This is a genomic window from Enterococcus sp. AZ088 (assembly GCF_051714845.1).
Taxonomy (GTDB): domain Bacteria; phylum Bacillota; class Bacilli; order Lactobacillales; family Enterococcaceae; genus Enterococcus; species Enterococcus faecalis.
The window spans coordinates 1,349,299-1,366,997 of record NZ_JBIOSQ010000001.1 but is presented as its reverse complement, the minus strand read 5'-3'; the positions used below and the strand labels follow the sequence as shown (position 1 = coordinate 1,366,997).

The window sequence follows — 17,699 nt, the reverse complement described above, 5'->3', positions numbered from 1 at the left end:
ATTTCTCCTCCTCTATTTAGTAAATCCTCCTGGAATCGGTGCATTTACTTTCCCTGTTGGATATCCACTTACAATATTATCTCCTAGCTTAATTACATCTATCTCTACACCATCAACAATTGTTCTATGCCATGTTGCTCCGTCTCGTCCTCTAACACTTATTGTAGGTGAGTTACCAACATTCTTAATACTATCTAAAATTTTAGTATCACTCCATCCATTTGGAAAAACTGTACTATTTTTTATTTTAGAAAGATTTCCATCTGGAAATTGGGTAACAATTTTGATGTCTTTTGTACCATCAGGATTAATTTTGATAGTTTCAGTTGCAAAGTTTGGATGGTTATTGTTAATACTTGAAGAATGCCCACCAATTATTTCATTCTTAGTAGGATTTTTCCTTTGTCCCCAAAGGATTTTCTCTTCCATTTCTGGAGTAATAACTGATTTAGCCCCACTAACTTTCTTATAAACCGCATTTCCAGCACTCTTATTCCGATCAAGAGTATAAGCCTGTCCATTCTTACTTCCTTTTAAGACATTACCCGTGCTACCAGTTTCTTTTGAAAATGTCTGGGTACTTCGGATTGCTGCGGTACTTAAGCCTAACATCCACAAGGAATCCCACAAACCTGACTCTTGGATTTCATCCATGACTCCTTGACCTTTTGACAGGAGACCTAATCCTCTTACTCTGTCATCTTTTTCAAAGTAATTATAACCTTTTTTCTGTTGGTTATTGACCCGGGTAGTCAGTTCCTTTGACGTCAGTTCTACTACATCTAAGTCATATTTTTTTACTAGAGAAGCCAAGTTTCCTGATAGTTTTTTCTCGTCTATTCGGTAAGAATAGCCGTCCTTTTCTAGCATGTAATAATTGAAACCGTTCTTTTTATCATGAACATAAAGAATGGTGCAACCCGCTAACAGCTGTTTGTCAGTCACTTCATTTTTAGTATCTTTTTTAATCTCCGTGAAGTAACTTTTATCAACACCACTTGGCAAGGTGTAGAGGCCGTTGCTTTTGACAGTTGTTTCATTCAGGACTAAGATCCCTTGCATCGCAAGTTCCATTTCGTTGAGGCTGTTTTTAAATAAGCCATTGATTTGCAGGGCGAAATCATTGCGTTTTTTGAACTTATCGATGTCTTGAATATTACGACTTATAGATTGATATTATGTAAAGTTTGTTATCGTGCAGGCATGATTTTTAATTTTAGATGCTGTATTTATTTTAAACAAAGTGATTATAGTTTGAATCAACTACAATCACTCTCTTTTTTTATAATGAATACACAACTAGATTTTATTAGATATTGAAAACTTGATTAGTGAGTTACAGCTTGCTAGTCAAGGCTTTGCTATCCAACGCCAATCAGATAGTAAAGTGCCTTTTTTATTTAATTTGAGTTATATTCTTCTAAATCTTTAGATACAGAAGAATATTCTTTTGTAAATTCATTAATAATAGTTATATCCTTTGACTTGATCAATAAAACTATACCATCCCATGCAATAAATTCTGTATCTCCTAAAGGATGAATTATTTCTATTTTTGACTTCCACAAGGTTTCATTTCCATCTGCTATTGGTAGTGGAACCTGTAAAACATCTTTTAGTTCAGTATTAATTGGAAAGCTTGTAAATACCCCCCAAATAAACATTATTTCTTCTTGATTAAAAAGCTCTTTTAGTTCAGTTCCCTTTATCCAAACATAGTCTTTGTCTATTGGTATCTGTTCAAATGGATAAATATTACACTCGTAGTTACTAATAAGCCACATTTTCTCTAATTCTTTTTGTGGAAGTATATTAAATATTTCTGCCATATTTGCTACATAACCTGTTTTTAATTCACTAATTATTAATCCTTTCATAAACAATCTCCTATCCATTATTTTGATGGTCTTGGTTTTTTAGGGTCTGACCAATCCCATATATGTTCGTGTGGAACTTTGGGATGCATTTTAGGATTGCCATGATCAGTATGGTGAATATCTTTAATTACTCGTCCTTTATCATCAAAAATTCTTTCACTAATTAAATTACCATTTTCATCTACTCGTTTTATCACAGTATTTGCCTTGTGTATTGTAGGTATTTTACTATTCGTAGTTGTCTCTACTGTCACTTTAGCCCCACTAGCTTTCTTATAACTCACATTCCCAGCACTTTTAGGCTTATCTAACACATAAGTCTTTCCGTTTTTACTTCCTCTTAAAACAGCGTTATCCGTTCCACTAACTTTCCCTGAAAATGTCTGCGCATTTCTTGCTGACGCAACGCCCATTCCTACTGACCACAAGGAATCCCAAACGCCTGATTCTTGCAAGTCGTCCATAATCGCTTGTCCATGGGATAAGGTGCCTAATCCTGGGATTTTTTCATTTTTATCAAGATAATTATAGCCTTTTTTCTGTTGGTTATTGGCTCGTATTGTCAGTTCTTTCGGGGTCAATTTCAAGACATCTAAATCGTATTTTTTAACAAGGGATGCTAGACTTCCAGTTAATTCGTTTTTATCAATCTGATAAATATAGCCGTCCTTTTCTAACATATAATACTCAAAATTTCGTGATTTGTCATGGATGTACAAAATAGTGCAATCTTTTAATAACTGTTTGTCTTTCATTTCCGCTGTTTCAGCTTTTTTAATTTCCGTAAAGTAACTTTTATCCACACCACTTGGCAAGGTATAGAGGCCGTTGCTTTTGACAGTTGTTTCATTCAGGACTAAGATCCCTTGCATCGCCAATTCCATTTCTTCTAAGCTAGTGGCGAACAGGTTTTTGGTTTGTCGGTCAAACTCATTGAGCTTTTGTATTTGCTTGTGGAGCTTGTCAATGTCCTGTTGCATACTATCAGCCATTTTAATAAAGGTCCGTTGGGCATTTTGTAAGAGTTCATAAATTCCTGGAATCGGCTGACTATGGGCTAATGTGGCGACTGCCCTAGCAGAATCGTGCAATAATTGTTGGTTGGCTTTCATGATTTTTATTTTTAATTTGAGTTTGTCTTCATCTAAAAAACCTTCACTGGCAATAAACGCATCCGCAGCGCTGTATTTGGCCAAATCACTTTGGACGTTATCAACGGCGGCAGTCATTCGATGAATCGTCGGAATCACTAATTCTGAAAATAGCCCTTTTCCCGCATTATAGGCAGCGCCAGACAATGTATGACCGTCGATAGCTGCGATTAGTTGCTGACAACCAGCTGTTAGCTCACTGGTGGTTGTTCGGGCAACTGCTAGGTTGCTGGACAGCGCACGCATCATTGCTGAAGAATCGCTACTGGAGTAGATTAATCCCATGACAACCGACTCCTTTCTCTTTGGAGCTGTAGTCGTTCTTCATTCGATTGTGCGGTTGCTTTTGTGTATCTTTGACTTAATTCATGTGTCTGTTGTTGTAAAAAGCCCCTTAAATAGCGTTGTTTTCCAGAGAGCTCCTCTTGCTCCCAACGCGTCGACTTACCGCCTTTATGAATCACTTCTGCATTGAGTTGCTCAAGTTCGCGGAAATTTCTGGTTAGTTCAGACTCTAGTGTACCAAAAATGGTTTGGATTTGCTTCTTTTCCTTCGACAATTGATCCATCGCTCGTTCTTTTTCGACAATCTGTTCCGCATAGTTCCTTCTTAATTTTTCATTCGTATCCTTTTCCATCGTTTCTCCTTATTTAAACGTTGTTTGGCTATCTCTAGCCGCCATCGTTGCCGCTAATTTGGGGAATTTATTGGCTTGTGCGTTGACACCATTGACTACTTTTGCTAATTGATTGAGCAGTTGATTACTGACTTTAACCCCTTTTTTCATGCTTGAAATATTGCTTTCTCCTAAATGACATGTTTGATTTTTATTCACAGATACATTCTTGATCCCGGCAATTGCCTTTTGGGCAGCGCCTTGATTGGATGCGATTTTTACCATCAACTTCCTCCTTTAATTATTATATAAAAAGAGCATTCAAAAGAATGCCCTTTCAATTCATTAAAAATCAGAAGAAATTTCTTACTCTTCTGATTCTTCATGTGCTCGAAACATCTGATTATATCTTTCTTCATCTTCTTGATTATCTCTAATGACTTTAGATAAAGTGAATGAAGAAGAAATTAACCCTACCGATCCCATTAAATAATATCCCTTTACCATTAAAGGCTCCTTTAATGTATAAAGTCCCACCAAAATTAATACCACAAAGAACAGAAACGAACCCCATGCTAACATCACAAAAGCTGGTGTGTTTCGATAAGCTTTTTTCTTTAAATGATTATTCATTTTCCCCTCCAACAACTATAATTATTTAAAAACCAAATGAATGTGCATCCTGTTGATCTCGTTGTGCGACAGTATCAGCGTATTTGTTCAATTGTTGATTGATGCTAATAAGTAATTCTTCCATTTTTTTCACGTTACCCTCTAATTGATTATATTGTTCCAAGTACGCTTGAAATGCTTCGCCTTTCCATTGTTGCGAAATTTGTTGATTCATTGAATTAACTTTGCGAATTGCATCGTTAATTTGATTCGAGGCTTGTGCGTAAACTTTAGCTTGACTCTTAAGTTGTTCTGGAGTTACCGCAACTGTCCCTACCATTTTCACCACTCCTTTTTAATCGTATATTTATTATTATAATAATTAAATTGTACACACAAACACCACATAAATAAAGGGTTTTTTTAACGAAATATTAAAAATTGTTATTAAATAACGTTTTAGGCATATATCAAGAAATATAAACAAACGTTGCGAATAATGATTAAAATATTTATTTTATTAAAAATTATATCTATCAATGGATTTTGTTATTATTTTTAATTAAATGTATAATTATTATAAAGAAAAAACCACCGTAAAAATTCTTTAAAATAAAAAATTTTACGGTGGTTTTTAGTCTGTACTTAAAATTTAGTTATAGGATTTTTAAATTTTGAAGGAGATATCAACTCTTCTCATACACTATTACTTATTCTTTATTAAAATTTTTAACAAATCGTTTCAGCGGAACATTATTCACTTCGCCGCTAATCGAATAACTCTCTAATAAATTGACATTTTTTCGTAACTCGTTCGCTTCGATAATTGAAATGCGTTCAGATTGTTCGTAATGATCAATCATCCGTCGTTCTTCTTGGAAGCCTAATAATAGGTCTTTGACATAGTCTGTCTCCGTATGAACAATATACGAATCAATAAATTCGCCTTTTTCAAACTTATGGGCTAAATCCAAGCGTCCGTCAATGAAGAAATCAATTAAATCATCATCATAGACACCGCGCAAATTATCTAAACTCTTCAGAATAACTTGAGAATTTCTTAGAAAAACTTGGCGAATATTTTCTAGTTCTTCATTTCGTAATTCTTTTTCTTCTTCAGAAGCTTCACCACGATTGAAAAATAACTTAGGATGTAAAAGAATCGAAATGATTTGTCGAGCAAATAATAACCAAAAGCCTACAATCGATAATAATTGTTTGGCAATTGACCGTTGCATCCGTGTAATCAAGCGTTGATACATACGATAACTTCTGACACTAATTTCTCCTTGTTTCAGACTTTCTTCTAAGCCGTCTCGTTCAATGGACACAATTAACGTCCGCAACTCTTGCACTTCTTGTTTTCGTTCCGCACTTAGCTGCTCGGTATACAATTCTTTTAAACGATCTTGATAATTTTCAATGACCGCATTCATTTCACCACGAGGATTCTCTTCATTTTGCTGTTTTAAGACATCAATGACATCACGTAATAAATCAATTTCGACTGACTCTTCATTTTCCACTTCCGTCTCTGAATCAGTTAAAAATGGTAAAACTAGAATCCCACCAATCAGAGTTACCAAAATAACACAAGCCGTAATGAATAGTAATAACGGTCGTTCTTTAAAATGCTCGCCGTTAATCGCTGTTGGCAAAATAAAGATGGTGGCTAAACTCACTGTTCCTTTAACACCGCCAAAAGTTAAAATCAGCATTTCATTCATTGCGTTTTTAACTTTTTTAAGGCCATGTTGAAGCGTGTAAACACTGAAAATGGCTAAGAAACGAATCAAAAAGACAACGGCGCTAATAATTAGAACAACCATTAGTAGGAACCAGTTTGAATATTGTTGGTCAATCCAAATTGGCGAAAACACTTGAGAAAGTTCAATTCCTAAGAATAAGAAAACTAAGGCATTTAAAGTGAACTCAATCATACTCCAAATACTTTCGCCAACATTTGACAGCTCTGCTTCAAAAAGCGAAACTTTTTTCAAACTAGATGCTTGCATAATTCCAGCAATCACAGCAGCAATAATTCCAGAAACGCCAATCAACTCTGAAATTAAATAAGCAATAAATGGCAAGAGTAATTCAATCAACAAGTAGCCTGTAACATCTTTTGCCACTGCAGTTTCAAGTAAATGAACAATTTGCTGTTTTAATAGAACTAACACGATTCCGACTACCGCTCCACCAATACTGGAAATAACCAAGGTCCCTGCCGCTTCCACCGGCGAAAATGACCCCGTTAATAAAGCCGCTAATGCAAATTGAAAGGCTGTAACGCCTGATGCATCATTAATGAGTCCTTCACCAGATAAAATGTTCATCGAACGTTCAGGAATGTCAATTCGACCTGATAACGAACCTACCGCCACCGCATCCGTTGGCCCTAGAGCCGCTCCAAAAGCGAAGCAAGCGGCTAATGGTAAAGTAGGCAAAATCATATGCAGGGTCCAGCCGACTCCGACTAAGGTAATTAACACACCAAAAAAGGCCAAGAAAAGAATCATCCCGAAATTTTTCATCATTGCTTTCAGATTGATTAGCTCCCCTTCTCTAAATAAAAGCGGTGCAATAATCATTACTAAAAACACTTCAGGCTCAAATTCAATTTCCTGCCCCATTTTAGTTAAACCAATTAGAACGCCTACAATAATTTGCACAATTGGCAGCGGAATGACGGGAACAATCCGGTTGAATATGTTTGAGAAGGTAATAGACAGTGCAAAAACAATGATTAGAAAGGTAAATTCCATCCTATCATTCCCTTCTATATTAAATTTTTATTGACTTACCGATCAAAACATTTAAGTAATTTTTTCTTTTTAAGAATAATTTTCTTTTCGACTTCTTCTAACTCAGAACTGCGTTCGCAAAGTTCCAATTGAGCGCGTCGTGCTTCTAAACGAAGAAGTTCTCCTTTAATTAATTCAATTTTTTTGTAGCGTAAGAAATTTTTCTTTTGCATACGTTCTGCAAAGTGTTGTCGTTTTTCTTCAGGGATTGCTTGATATTTCTTTTTCAAGTCAGCGACACACTTTTCAAATTCTTCACTCACCGAAACAACTTCCTTCCAAAATTTAATCTGACTAATTATAACAAATTTTACCAAAAGTACAAGCAAAATTGCTTTCTTTTTTTTAAAAGAAATTCAGACAAAACTTAACGCGGGAAAAGCTGATTTCTAGGAGCTGAACATGGTTAATCTTCATTAACAATAATATCAATTTCTGCCTCTTCATTCATCCGTGTTGAAAGAAAAAGAACTATTTCTTCTAGTGGCGCAGAAAAGCGTAAAACCACCCCTCTTCTGCCTTTTTTTAAATACCCTAAACGAATACCGTTTGGCTTTTGAACAAGGACAATCTTTTCGATATCTTTAAAGGCCGTGCCCCGATTGTCAAAAGGATGCGTAATAATACAGTCCTCCGCAAAACCTCTTGCATCGTAAAGAAAACTGAAGATAATCAAAATATATAACACACTTCGAATCATTTCAATTTTATCTCCTGCCGAAAATGCATTGGCCAGAATCATTAAACTAAAAAAAGCAACTAAATATTTTGTTGTAGGATGTTTTGCAGCCGGAATTACAATACTTTTACGTACGAAGTAAAAGTAACCATACATAACGACGACAAATAAAAATAGCAATAACGTAAATCCATCGATAATCACAAACGACTCCTTTATTTCTTTTTCTTTTGAATATCTGTTAATATATCATTTATTTCTTTAATTTCTTTTTTTGATTCGTTAATCTTTTTGATAACCGCCTCACGGTTTTTTCCAGGCGGTAAGTCAATTGATTCTTGGTAGTAGTTTGCTAAAGCTTGAACTTTTTTCATTTTTTCGCTTTGCAACAAGGCTATATTTCTTTTCATTTAACCGCCTCCTCTTCCTTAGTATACATTACTTTGTAAGGAATTGCTTAATTTGCAAGATATTTTCTAATAAAAAGGAGTAATTTTACATTTTCTTATAAACAAAAAGTATTCGGCTGAGTAACAGCAGCAAACGACAAAATAATAGAATAAAAGATGAGACAGAAGTAGTTTACTTTTGTCTCATCTTTTATTATTGAGCTGAAATCGCTAAACCAATTGCTTTTTCCCCTAGGTGGGTCCCAATAACTGGACCAAAATGACCGATTTCAATTTCTGCATTTGGGTATAGCTTTTGTAATTTTGCTTGTTCTTTTTCAGCAACGATGCGGTTATTGGCATGAATCACGTACAGTTTAACTGGCGCTTCAATCCCTGCGTTTCGTTCACCAATAATCTTTTCTGCACGAGCAAAAGCTTTCTTTGTTGAACGGATTTTTTCAAATAATACAATCTTTCCATCTTCAAAAGTCAAGATAGGTTTAATCTTCAATAGCCCAGCGATCAAGGCTGCGCCATTCGTTAAGCGACCGCCACGAACTAAGTTGTTCAGATCTTCTACAATTAGATATGCATACGTATTGTCACGAATTAAATCTAATTTGGCAAAAATTTCTTCTAAGCTGGCTTTTTCTTCTGTTAAATCTAAAGCAGCTTCTACCATGTGTCCCATTGGCATACTTGTAATTTTTGAGTCATATGGATACAAAGCAACTCCTGGGATTTCATCAGTAAGTCCGTGCAATGTATGAACAAAACCAGAGATTCCTGAAGAAAGATGAATGCTGATGATGGTGTCGTACCCTTGTTCAGCGATTGATTTGTAAAGCTCTAACACTTCTCCTAAAGCAGGTTGTGAAGTCGTCGGAAATTCTTTACTATTATTTAGCAATGCATAATATTCATCTGCTTCAATGTCAATGCCTTCGTTGTATATTTTTCCATCTAAAATGACTGGGATGGGAATTACAAAAAGATTCGGATGATCTTTAATGCGCTCGGGTAAATAAGCTGTACTATCTGTCACAATAGCAATTTTCATTTTGTAACCTCGTTTCACTAATTTTCCACGTTGTTTCTAATATAGCATAAAAAAGGATATTTTAAAATGCTTTCCTTATTCGTTCAGGAATTTTTCGATGGCGTCAGCATTTTTTTGTTCATCTACTTCTAAAATACTGCCTGCATAAGAGGATTCACCAAAATTCCAAGAATCTGGTACCGGAACCGATAATGACTCAACCCCTGCTTTTCCTTTAATCAGCAATGATGGTCCGTTCGTTAACATGAAACTAACAGGCACATCTGTCGACATATAGCCGACTAATTTCCCAAGTGATTCTGGGGTTCTTAATAAAGTCATTGGGTTTTTCATTTGGCTCATTACAGCTGACATAACTTGTTGTTGGCGACGAACCCGACCAAAGTCGCCTTCTTCATCCATCCTAAAGCGAGCGTATTGAAGTAAGACATGTCCATCCATGACCTGTTGCCCTTTTTCAATATCAACACCATCTAAATTCAGTGATTTTTCTGCATCGATTTTGACACCTTTTGGAAACATAGAGTCAACAATTTTTTCAAATGATTGGAAATCTACCTTAGCATAATATTTCGTATCTAAATTAAAGTTTTGTTTTAACGTTTCACGAACCAATTCAGCACCGCCATAAGCGTATGCGGCATTAATTTTATTCGGCCCGACACCAGGAATGTCCACGAATGTATCACGCATAAATGAAATTAATTTCGGTTTTTTTGATGGTCCATTTAGTTGGAGAACCATTATTGTGTCGGCTCGTCCAGCATCTTCCCCACGTGTATCGCTGCCAAGAATTAAAATATTCTTAGCCCCATTGCTACTTTTGACACCATTAAATGTTTCTACTTTTTCTTGAGGCAACGAGTCATCATGTTCTGCTGCAGATTTTCCTTTTAAAAACATGACTGTACTATAGGCAAATAACAGAATCAATAGGATCACTAGCCATTTGAAAAAGCGTTTTGTTTTTGATTTTTTACGTTTCTTTTTTGGTTTCTTGTCTTTTTTTCCGCGGGGTGGTTGGTCAGAACCGTTGCCACCACCTGAATCTGTTTGATGTCGCCTCTCACTTCTGCGACTGTCCTCAGTATAGCTGTCTTCGTAAACTGGCTCTTGAAGGCTTTCAGCTAGTTCTTCTGGTTCTTCTTCTCTATGTTCACCCATTGATTTTCGGGGATTAAAGGTCTTTTTATGCTCTGCTGGTCTCGATTTTTCATGAATATGTTTATAACGATCTACACGACTCATCGTGTCACTCCTTTACCTCTGTGTTTTATCACCTTTCTTAGGATACCTCATTTCGCAGGAAATTCCTATTACAAATATGTAATTTAATAAAAAATGAAACTCACTTTATCTAATAAGTAAGCTTCATTTTCATTTTTAACTCTTTAAAGTGTGGACAAAACATAGATCGGGTAATCCCCTAAAATTTTTATTTCTGCGCCAATCAGTTCCAGTTCTGTTAAAGCTGCTTCAATTAGTTTTTCTGGTTGATCATTCACTAAGTCCATTAAAAAGAAGTACTCTCCGAGCTTTGTTTTCAACGGCCGCGATTCTATTTTGCTAAGATTAATCCCTCGCCAACTAAACACGCTTAATGCTTTGTGTAAAGAGCCAGGAACATTACTTGGCATCGTAATCGCCAACGTTATTTTTTTCTCAGATAGCGGGAAAGAAATCGCTAAATTTTCAGAACCAAGAACCCAAAATCGGGTTTGATTTACCGATAAATCTTGTATATTTTTTTCAACAATGGTCAAATCATACATTTCCGCAGAAAGTTTTGGTGCAATAGCTGCAAAAGGTAATTCTGGATGTTCTGCAATGTATTTGGCGGCGTAAGCTGTTGAAGGCGTTGCTTCTAAAATCGCTTCTGGAAAGTTTTTCTCTAGAAACATCTGCGATTGAGCTAATGCTTGCGGATGTGATAAAATTTTCTGACTTTGTTGCCAAATCGCTTGATTCTCTTTTGCCACCATTAATTGTTGTTGAATCGGTAAAACTAACTCTGCTTGGACAGGTAACTGCGCTTGATGATACAAATAATCTATCGATGCGTTAACAGTTCCTTCAATCGTGTTTTCTATTGGAATAATGCTACATGCCACTTCTTGCTGTTCAATTGCTTTCAAGCAAGCTGGAATCGATGCGTACGGTATCAATGTAGCATCAGGAAAAGCAGCCAACGTTGCACTGTACGTAAAGGAACCAATCGGACCTAAATAACCAATTTTCATCGTTTCTCTACTCCTTTAATTGTTGCAGAATTTCATTGATAATTTCTTCTGGTGAGCGATTGGTCGTATCAATTGTCATCTTCGCACATTCTTCATAAAAATTTTTACGAGACTCAAATAAAGTAATGATTTCTTTTGAAGAACGTTCTATAGCTAAGGGGCGTTGGTTTTCAGTATCTTCTGCGATTCTTTTTAACAGCTCTTCTGGTGTCGCATGTAAATAAATCACTTGCTGAAAAGATTTTAATAAGCTACGATTTTCTGGTCCGACAACAATCCCGCCCCCAGTTGAAAGGACGGCTGTATTTTTTGACAGCTCCTTTAAAAGTTGGGTTTCCTGTTCTCGGAAAGCTGCTTCACCATATTTTTCGAAATAGTCAGGAATTGAGCGTCCTATTTTTTCCATTAACGCTGTATCTAAATCAAGATGAGGCATCTTTAGTTTATTGGCCAAACTTTGGCCGATAGTTGTTTTACCCGCACCCATGAAACCAATTAAAACAATGCTTTCCATGGTTCGTTATCCTCCTTCGTTAACAACTTAAACGTTCTAAGTCGTCAAAAAATGCTGGATAAGAAACTGAAACTGCTTCAGCCTTATCTAATTCAACAGTGCCTTCTTTTACAAGTAATGCAGCAATTTGTAACATCATCCCGATACGATGATCCCCATAACTGGTAACTCTTCCACCATGTAAAGAAGTTGGTCCATGTATAATTAAGCCATCATCAGTAGGCGTGATGTCGGCGCCTAAAATTGTTAATTCTTTCGCTACTGCATCAATCCGATTGGTTTCTTTGACTTTCAATTCTTCTGCATCTCGAATGATTGTCGTGCCAGTAGCCTGAGTAGCTAACAAAGCAATAATCGGTAACTCATCAATTAAACGTGGGATAATAGCGCCACCAATCTCTGTAGCTGTTAATTGACTCGTTTTTACAAGTAAATCGCCAGAGTGATTGGCCTCATCTTCATTTAAAATAGTGACGGAACCACCCATGTTTTTAATCACATCTAAAATACCTGTCCGCGTTTGATTTAAGCCAACATTTTTCAGAAGTATCTCGCTATCTGGGACTACTAAACCCGCAACTAAAAAGAAAGCTGCAGAAGAGATATCACCAGGAACTACCACATTTTGACCTGTTAATTGTTGCGGTCCAGTTAACATAATTTTTTTACCGTCTACTTCAAGCGTCCCACCAAATTGTCGAATCATCTCTTCTGTATGATCACGTGTCTTTTCTTTCTCAACCACTACAGAAGTGCCCTTGGCTTGCAAAGCGGCGAATAAAATAGCCGATTTAACTTGAGCACTTGCAACAGGCATTGTGTAGTCAATCGGTTGCAAATTTTGAGTCCCGCGAATAGAAATTGGCGGAAACTCCGTTTGCTGAACCCCTTGACATTCCGCTCCCATTTGGTTTAAAGGAAGCATCACACGATTCATCGGTCGTTTAGCAATAGACGCATCACCAGCTAGGCGCGTTTCAAAGGGACAGCCAGCTAAAATGCCCAGCATCAGACGAATTGTTGTCCCTGAATTCCCAACATCAATTGTATTCTTCGCCTTTTTTAAACCTGCAAATCCTTGCCCCTCAACGGTGATTGTCGTCCCGTCATCTTCAATGTTCACACCTAAAGAACGAAACGCCGCTAAGGTACTTAAACAATCTTCGCCTCTTAGAAAATTTGTAATCGTCGTTTTTCCAGAAGAAATCGCTCCAAACATAATACTTCTATGGGAAATCGATTTGTCGCTAGGAACCATCAGAGTCCCTTGTAAATGTTTCACATTTGTACGTAGTTGCACCCTCATCACCTCTTATTTTTCGTAACACGTATAGTTCGTTTTTTTAGATAAAATTTGTTTTGCAGCTTGGCAGTCTGGTTGATTTTTAAAAGACAATTGAAGAATCCCATAGATTTCTTCTCTCGTTTCTAAAATTTTAATATTTGTAAGAGAAAGGTCCGCTTCGCCTAAAATTTGCGTAATTTCAGCAATGATTCCTGGTTGATCTGGTACATCAACAAACAGATCATAGAAAGCTGGGATTGCGCCTTCTTTATGAATGGGCAACTGAGCACGTGTTTCTTTGGCCTTATCAAAAAAATTACGAATAGCTGGGGCATTTTTTTCTGTTAACCATTGGCAAACAGTAGTCATCTCTTTTTGCCAATTTTCTAGTAAGTCCAATAATACTAAGCGATTGCTTAATAAAATATCCGTCCACATCGTTGCATCAGAGGAAGCAATTCGAGTAATATCTCTGAATCCTCCAGCCGCTAGCTGCTGCGCTCTAGGGTAAGTGGTATTCAGTTGCTGACTTTCGTTCACTAAAGCTGCGGCAACAATATGTGGCAAGTGACTTAGAGCACCAGTAATTTCATCATGTTCCTGTGCAGGCATCGTAATAAACTTCGCATGCGTTCCTTTTAGTAACGTTTGTAACTCCTGAATCTGTTTGTTTTTTTCGCCATGGTCATCGGTAAAAATATAGTAGGCATTTTCAAACAAACGTTCATCAGCGGCTGTTACGCCGGATTTATGTGAACCAGCCATTGGATGACCACCAATAAAATTTTTCATGTTAAGCTTTGTTGCTAACTGATTAATTTCCACCTTGGTACTACCCACATCTGTGATCAGAGCAGTTTCTAGTGATAATTGGTTTAATTCTTCTAGTTGTACTAAAGTTGCTTTAACTGGGGAACAAAGAAAAATAATCTCTGCTCGTCTTGCCCCACTTGTTAAAGATTCAGCTATCTCATCAATTAGACCCGTTTTCTTAGCAAATTCAGTTGCCTCCGCTTGATTATCGAAACCGATAATCTCACTGTTTGGATGCCCTTTTTTGATACACAAAGCCAGTGAACTCCCGATTAGCCCTAATCCTACGATTAAAATACGTTTCTTCATTTTTTCCCTCCATATACTTGCGACTTTCTTCCATTAAAAGTTTTGAGTATATAGGCGATAACGTTTCACTGCTTCTTTCATTTGTTCAAATGAGTCACTATCAAATTTTTCGAGCATAGCCTTCGCTACTTCCGTTGCAACAACGGCTTCACAAACAACGCTAGCGGCCGGTACCGCCGTGCTATCAGAGCGCTCAACGCTGGCCTTATAAGGCTCTTTTGTATCAATATTCACGCTTTGTAATGGTTTATAAAGGGTTGGAATAGGTTTCATGACACCACGAACGATGATTGGCATTCCGTTGGTCATTCCTCCTTCAAAACCGCCTAAATTGTTGGAAGTTCTGGTATAACCTGTACTTTCGTCCCAAACAATCTCGTCCATCACTTGACTACCAGGGCGTTGCGCCATTTCAAATCCAATGCCAAACTCAGCACCTTTAAAAGCATTGATGCTTACAACAGCTTGCGCAATTTTGGCATCTAGTTTACGATCCCATTGAACATAGCTACCTAAGCCAGCTGGAACGCCACCCACAAGTACTTCTACTACCCCACCAATTGTATCGCCATTTTTCTTGGTTTGGTCAATTAGTTCTTTCATTTTTTCTTCTACGGAAGGATCTAATACGCGAACGGCAGATTGTTCAGACCGTTCTTGAATTTCACGGATCGTTAAATTTTCAGGGATCGTAGCTTCAATCCCGCCTAATACTGCGACATGCCCAGCGACTTGGATATTCAGTTCAGCTAAGAGTTTTTTAGCAACTGCACCAATCGCCACACGCATCGTTGTTTCTCGTGCCGAAGACCGTTCTAAAACATTCCGTAAATCATCATGTTGATATTTCATGCCACCGACTAAATCAGCATGTCCTGGACGTGGTTTGCTGACGCGGCGGATTTTCTTTTGTTTTTCAGGAACTGGCTCTACTGACATCACGGAGGTCCAATTTTTCCAGTCTTTGTTTTCGACAATCAACGTTACTGGTGAGCCAAGTGTTTTACCATGCCGAATGCCCGAAGTAATACGTACTTGGTCTTTTTCAATTTTCATCCGTCCCCCACGACCGTAACCGCCTTGACGTCTTGCTAATTCTCGGTTAATCTCTTCGCTACTTAAAGGAAGACCGGCTGGTAAGCCTTCAATAATAGCAGTTAATTCAGGTCCATGTGATTCGCCTGCTGTAATAAAGCGCATCTTAAATTCCTCCTTCTCTATTTAAAAATGCTCGAATTTCTTCCGTTGGTAAAGAGACAATTTTCGCTTGACCAATTTTTTCTAAGACAATGATTTTAATCTGTCCCCCACGTGTTTTTTTATCATGTGTAATTGCTTGATAGAGACGTTCTTCTGGCCAACAATCTGTCGTTACTGGTAAATGGAACTTTTCTAGCATGGTGACCAACTCTTGGGTAGTCCCAAGTGGGGAAAGCCCTCGTTGTTCTGCGACTTGAGTTATTTGAATCATTCCTAAAGAAACGCCTTCACCGTGAGCAATCACCCCGTAACCAGCTGTATTTTCTAATGCGTGGCCGATCGTATGCCCAAAATTCAGAATCAAACGTAAGCCCAAATCTAATTCATCTTCTTCGACGACATCACGTTTAATCTTGCAACAGGCCGTGATAATTTCTTCTGCATGTGCCACTAAATCTTGTTCATTTTCCAAAGAGGATAAACGGTGCCACAATTCAACATCAGCGATAGCTGCTGATTTTACAATTTCTGCAATTCCTTCACGCACACGTCTAGGTTCTAATGTTTTAAGTGTATTAGGATCAATTAAAACCCCATCTGGTTGGGCAAAAGTACCAACAAGATTTTTGGCTTTTTTAGTGTTAACCGCTGTTTTACCTCCAATGCTACTATCTACTTGTGCCAGTAAGGTTGTTGGTACTTGCAAAAAGTGAATACCGCGCATATAGGTTGAAGCGACAAATCCAGCTAGATCTCCCACAACGCCTCCACCTAAAGCAATTAGACCATCACTTCGAGTCAATTGCTGTTCCGCTAAAAAATCATAAAGCAGTTGAGCTGTTTCGAGGCTCTTACTTTGTTCACCTGCCGCTACAGCAATCAATGATGTTTCAAAACCAGCAGCTTGCAATTCTTTCTCAACAGCTGCGCCATATAATTTATTCACCGTTTCATCGGTAATAATCGCTACCCGTTGTGGCTGCCACAGGCTACGTACCCAGGTGCCAATTTTATCTAAGGCACCTGTTTCGATGGTTAAATCATATGAATGTGTAGGTAACGTTACGGTTAATTTCATGTCCTCTACTCCTCTGTCTTTACTAATCTTCTAAAGCATTAATTTCTTTCATTGCTTTTTCGATGATATGAACTTCTTTCATCATACGTAGGTAAGTTTTTTCATTCAAGGATTGTGGCCCATCTGACCACGCATTCGCTGGATCTGGGTGAATTTCTACAATCAAGCCGTCCGCACCTGAAGCAACACCTGCTCGGGCCATTGGCGGTACTAAATCCCAGATACCAACACCATGACTCGGATCAACAATAATTGGAAAATGACTTAATTTTTTAATTAAAGGCACCGCACTTAAATCAAGTGTATTGCGCGTAGCGGTTTCGTACGTACGAATCCCACGTTCAATGAAGATCACATTGAAATTCCCTTGCGCAGCAATGTATTCAGCTGCGTTTAGCCATTCATCAATCGTACCAGCAATCCCGCGTTTTAAGCCAATAGGTTTTCCAGTTTTACCAACCGCTTGTAATAACTTGAAATTTTGCATGTTGCGCGCACCGATTTGTAAAATGTCACTGTATTTTGCGACAAGTTCTAAATTCGCTTCATCCATTACTTCTGTAATGACTTGCATATCTAATTCATCAGCCGCTTGGCGAATATATTTTAGTCCTTCTTCTTCTAGTCCTTGGAAAGCGTATGGCGACGTTCTAGGTTTGAATGCACCACCTCGTAAAATTGTTGCACCGCCAGCTTTAGCAATTCGCGCACATTCACGAATCTGATCTAAGCTTTCGATTGAACAAGGGCCCGCCATCATGGTCATACTGCCGTCACCGATTTTAACACCGTTCACATCAACCACTGTATTCTCTGGATGAAATAAACGACTCGTTAGTTTGTATGACAACGAAATGCGGACACTTTTCTCCACGCCTTCTAATGCTGTTAACTCTGCTTCAACTAATTTTTCTGTATCACCAATCAAGCCTATCACTGTTTTTCCATTATCTTGACTTGTTTGAGTAGTTAAGCCTGCACCTGTTACTAAATCAATGACTTGTTTCATTTGCTTTTCGGTTGCATTTTCTTTCATAATTACGATCATTATATTCTCTCCTCATGCCT

20 protein-coding genes are annotated in these 17,699 nt (G+C 37.6%); all 20 read right to left on the bottom strand.

The features are described from left to right. Positions 1 to 12 precede the first annotated feature (12 nt). Positions 13 to 1,074 carry an EndoU domain-containing protein gene (locus IGL17_RS06745; protein ID WP_016618382.1) on the bottom strand — a complete coding sequence of 354 codons (1,062 nt, stop codon included), beginning with the start codon at positions 1,072 to 1,074 and terminating at the stop codon, positions 13 to 15. Positions 1,075 to 1,400: 326 nt separating this feature from the next. Then, a complete protein-coding gene (locus IGL17_RS06740) occupies positions 1,401 to 1,877 on the bottom strand; it encodes a hypothetical protein (RefSeq protein ID WP_025193367.1) in 477 nt (158 codons plus the stop codon). A 17-nt stretch (positions 1,878 to 1,894) separates the two neighbouring features. After that, positions 1,895 to 3,313 (bottom strand): T7SS effector LXG polymorphic toxin, encoded by a 1,419-nt coding sequence (locus tag IGL17_RS06735; protein WP_256856918.1) that lies wholly within the window; start codon positions 3,311 to 3,313, stop codon positions 1,895 to 1,897. Next, positions 3,304 to 3,666 carry a hypothetical protein gene (locus IGL17_RS06730; RefSeq protein WP_002354889.1) on the bottom strand — a complete coding sequence of 121 codons (363 nt, stop codon included), beginning with the start codon at positions 3,664 to 3,666 and terminating at the stop codon, positions 3,304 to 3,306. Before IGL17_RS06730 ends, IGL17_RS06735 begins: the two co-directional genes overlap by 10 nt. Before the next feature lie 9 nt (positions 3,667 to 3,675). After that, positions 3,676 to 3,930 (bottom strand): hypothetical protein, encoded by a 255-nt coding sequence (locus IGL17_RS06725; protein ID WP_010828798.1) that lies wholly within the window; start codon positions 3,928 to 3,930, stop codon positions 3,676 to 3,678. Positions 3,931 to 4,011: 81 nt separating this feature from the next. After that, complete coding sequence (locus tag IGL17_RS06720) at positions 4,012 to 4,278, bottom strand: YiaA/YiaB family inner membrane protein (protein WP_010828797.1); 267 nt, start codon at positions 4,276 to 4,278, stop codon at positions 4,012 to 4,014. Positions 4,279 to 4,303: 25 nt separating this feature from the next. After that, on the bottom strand, positions 4,304 to 4,597 hold the full coding sequence (locus tag IGL17_RS06715; RefSeq protein ID WP_010824652.1) for a WXG100 family type VII secretion target: 294 nt from the start codon (positions 4,595 to 4,597) through the stop codon (positions 4,304 to 4,306). 370 nt (positions 4,598 to 4,967) lie between these two features. After that, on the bottom strand, positions 4,968 to 7,022 hold the full coding sequence (locus IGL17_RS06710) for a cation:proton antiporter (protein ID WP_002360309.1): 2,055 nt from the start codon (positions 7,020 to 7,022) through the stop codon (positions 4,968 to 4,970). A gap of 35 nt (positions 7,023 to 7,057) precedes the next feature. Then, positions 7,058 to 7,390: an ACP phosphodiesterase gene (locus IGL17_RS06705; protein ID WP_002357572.1), complete on the bottom strand. Its 333-nt coding sequence runs from the start codon at positions 7,388 to 7,390 to the stop codon at positions 7,058 to 7,060. Between the two features lie 77 nt (positions 7,391 to 7,467). Next, a complete protein-coding gene (locus IGL17_RS06700; RefSeq protein ID WP_002365662.1) occupies positions 7,468 to 7,944 on the bottom strand; it encodes a hypothetical protein in 477 nt (158 codons plus the stop codon). Positions 7,945 to 7,955: 11 nt separating this feature from the next. Next, complete coding sequence (locus IGL17_RS06695) at positions 7,956 to 8,150, bottom strand: hypothetical protein (RefSeq protein ID WP_002357574.1); 195 nt, start codon at positions 8,148 to 8,150, stop codon at positions 7,956 to 7,958. A gap of 193 nt (positions 8,151 to 8,343) precedes the next feature. After that, positions 8,344 to 9,192: a DegV family protein gene (locus IGL17_RS06690; protein ID WP_002382324.1), complete on the bottom strand. Its 849-nt coding sequence runs from the start codon at positions 9,190 to 9,192 to the stop codon at positions 8,344 to 8,346. A 75-nt stretch (positions 9,193 to 9,267) separates the two neighbouring features. After that, positions 9,268 to 10,440: an LCP family protein gene (locus IGL17_RS06685; RefSeq protein ID WP_002365661.1), complete on the bottom strand. Its 1,173-nt coding sequence runs from the start codon at positions 10,438 to 10,440 to the stop codon at positions 9,268 to 9,270. Positions 10,441 to 10,583: 143 nt separating this feature from the next. Continuing rightward, positions 10,584 to 11,432 carry a prephenate dehydratase gene (gene pheA, locus IGL17_RS06680; RefSeq protein ID WP_016617963.1) on the bottom strand — a complete coding sequence of 283 codons (849 nt, stop codon included), beginning with the start codon at positions 11,430 to 11,432 and terminating at the stop codon, positions 10,584 to 10,586. Between the two features lie 7 nt (positions 11,433 to 11,439). After that, positions 11,440 to 11,946 carry a shikimate kinase gene (locus IGL17_RS06675; protein WP_010713403.1) on the bottom strand — a complete coding sequence of 169 codons (507 nt, stop codon included), beginning with the start codon at positions 11,944 to 11,946 and terminating at the stop codon, positions 11,440 to 11,442. Between the two features lie 19 nt (positions 11,947 to 11,965). Then, positions 11,966 to 13,252: a 3-phosphoshikimate 1-carboxyvinyltransferase gene (aroA, locus tag IGL17_RS06670; protein ID WP_002374853.1), complete on the bottom strand. Its 1,287-nt coding sequence runs from the start codon at positions 13,250 to 13,252 to the stop codon at positions 11,966 to 11,968. A 6-nt stretch (positions 13,253 to 13,258) separates the two neighbouring features. Then, entirely contained in the window at positions 13,259 to 14,353 is a 1,095-nt protein-coding gene (locus IGL17_RS06665) for a prephenate dehydrogenase (RefSeq protein WP_002382322.1), read from the bottom strand. 33 nt (positions 14,354 to 14,386) lie between these two features. Continuing rightward, positions 14,387 to 15,553 (bottom strand): chorismate synthase, encoded by a 1,167-nt coding sequence (gene aroC, locus IGL17_RS06660; protein ID WP_010713405.1) that lies wholly within the window; start codon positions 15,551 to 15,553, stop codon positions 14,387 to 14,389. A gap of 1 nt (position 15,554) precedes the next feature. Continuing rightward, positions 15,555 to 16,631, bottom strand: coding sequence for a 3-dehydroquinate synthase (gene aroB / locus IGL17_RS06655; protein ID WP_078126767.1), 1,077 nt, complete (start codon positions 16,629 to 16,631; stop codon positions 15,555 to 15,557). Positions 16,632 to 16,653: 22 nt separating this feature from the next. Beyond that, positions 16,654 to 17,679, bottom strand: a complete 1,026-nt coding sequence (gene aroF / locus IGL17_RS06650) for a 3-deoxy-7-phosphoheptulonate synthase (protein WP_002363948.1) — start codon at positions 17,677 to 17,679, stop codon at positions 16,654 to 16,656. Between the last annotated feature and the right edge of the window lie 20 nt (positions 17,680 to 17,699).

Excerpts from the sequence above, each read along its gene's own strand:
- pheA (WP_016617963.1), bottom strand. The coding sequence starts at position 11,432 with ATGAAAATTGGTTATTTAGGTCCGATTGGTTCCTTTACGTACAGTGCA.
- aroA (WP_002374853.1), bottom strand. The coding sequence starts at position 13,252 with ATGAGGGTGCAACTACGTACAAATGTGAAACATTTACAAGGGACTCTG.
- IGL17_RS06725 (WP_010828798.1), bottom strand. The coding sequence starts at position 3,930 with ATGGTAAAAATCGCATCCAATCAAGGCGCTGCCCAAAAGGCAATTGCC.
- IGL17_RS06685 (WP_002365661.1), bottom strand. The coding sequence starts at position 10,440 with ATGAGTCGTGTAGATCGTTATAAACATATTCATGAAAAATCGAGACCA.
- IGL17_RS06665 (WP_002382322.1), bottom strand. The coding sequence starts at position 14,353 with ATGAAGAAACGTATTTTAATCGTAGGATTAGGGCTAATCGGGAGTTCA.
- IGL17_RS06735 (WP_256856918.1), bottom strand. The coding sequence starts at position 3,313 with ATGGGATTAATCTACTCCAGTAGCGATTCTTCAGCAATGATGCGTGCG.
- IGL17_RS06720 (WP_010828797.1), bottom strand. The coding sequence starts at position 4,278 with ATGAATAATCATTTAAAGAAAAAAGCTTATCGAAACACACCAGCTTTT.
- aroB (WP_078126767.1), bottom strand. The coding sequence starts at position 16,631 with ATGAAATTAACCGTAACGTTACCTACACATTCATATGATTTAACCATC.
- IGL17_RS06715 (WP_010824652.1), bottom strand. The coding sequence starts at position 4,597 with ATGGTAGGGACAGTTGCGGTAACTCCAGAACAACTTAAGAGTCAAGCT.
- IGL17_RS06730 (WP_002354889.1), bottom strand. The coding sequence starts at position 3,666 with ATGGAAAAGGATACGAATGAAAAATTAAGAAGGAACTATGCGGAACAG.
- IGL17_RS06690 (WP_002382324.1), bottom strand. The coding sequence starts at position 9,192 with ATGAAAATTGCTATTGTGACAGATAGTACAGCTTATTTACCCGAGCGC.
- IGL17_RS06710 (WP_002360309.1), bottom strand. The coding sequence starts at position 7,022 with ATGGAATTTACCTTTCTAATCATTGTTTTTGCACTGTCTATTACCTTC.
- IGL17_RS06675 (WP_010713403.1), bottom strand. The coding sequence starts at position 11,946 with ATGGAAAGCATTGTTTTAATTGGTTTCATGGGTGCGGGTAAAACAACT.
- IGL17_RS06740 (WP_025193367.1), bottom strand. The coding sequence starts at position 1,877 with ATGAAAGGATTAATAATTAGTGAATTAAAAACAGGTTATGTAGCAAAT.
- IGL17_RS06695 (WP_002357574.1), bottom strand. The coding sequence starts at position 8,150 with ATGAAAAGAAATATAGCCTTGTTGCAAAGCGAAAAAATGAAAAAAGTT.
- aroF (WP_002363948.1), bottom strand. The coding sequence starts at position 17,679 with ATGATCGTAATTATGAAAGAAAATGCAACCGAAAAGCAAATGAAACAA.
- IGL17_RS06745 (WP_016618382.1), bottom strand. The coding sequence starts at position 1,074 with ATGGAACTTGCGATGCAAGGGATCTTAGTCCTGAATGAAACAACTGTC.
- aroC (WP_010713405.1), bottom strand. The coding sequence starts at position 15,553 with ATGCGCTTTATTACAGCAGGCGAATCACATGGACCTGAATTAACTGCT.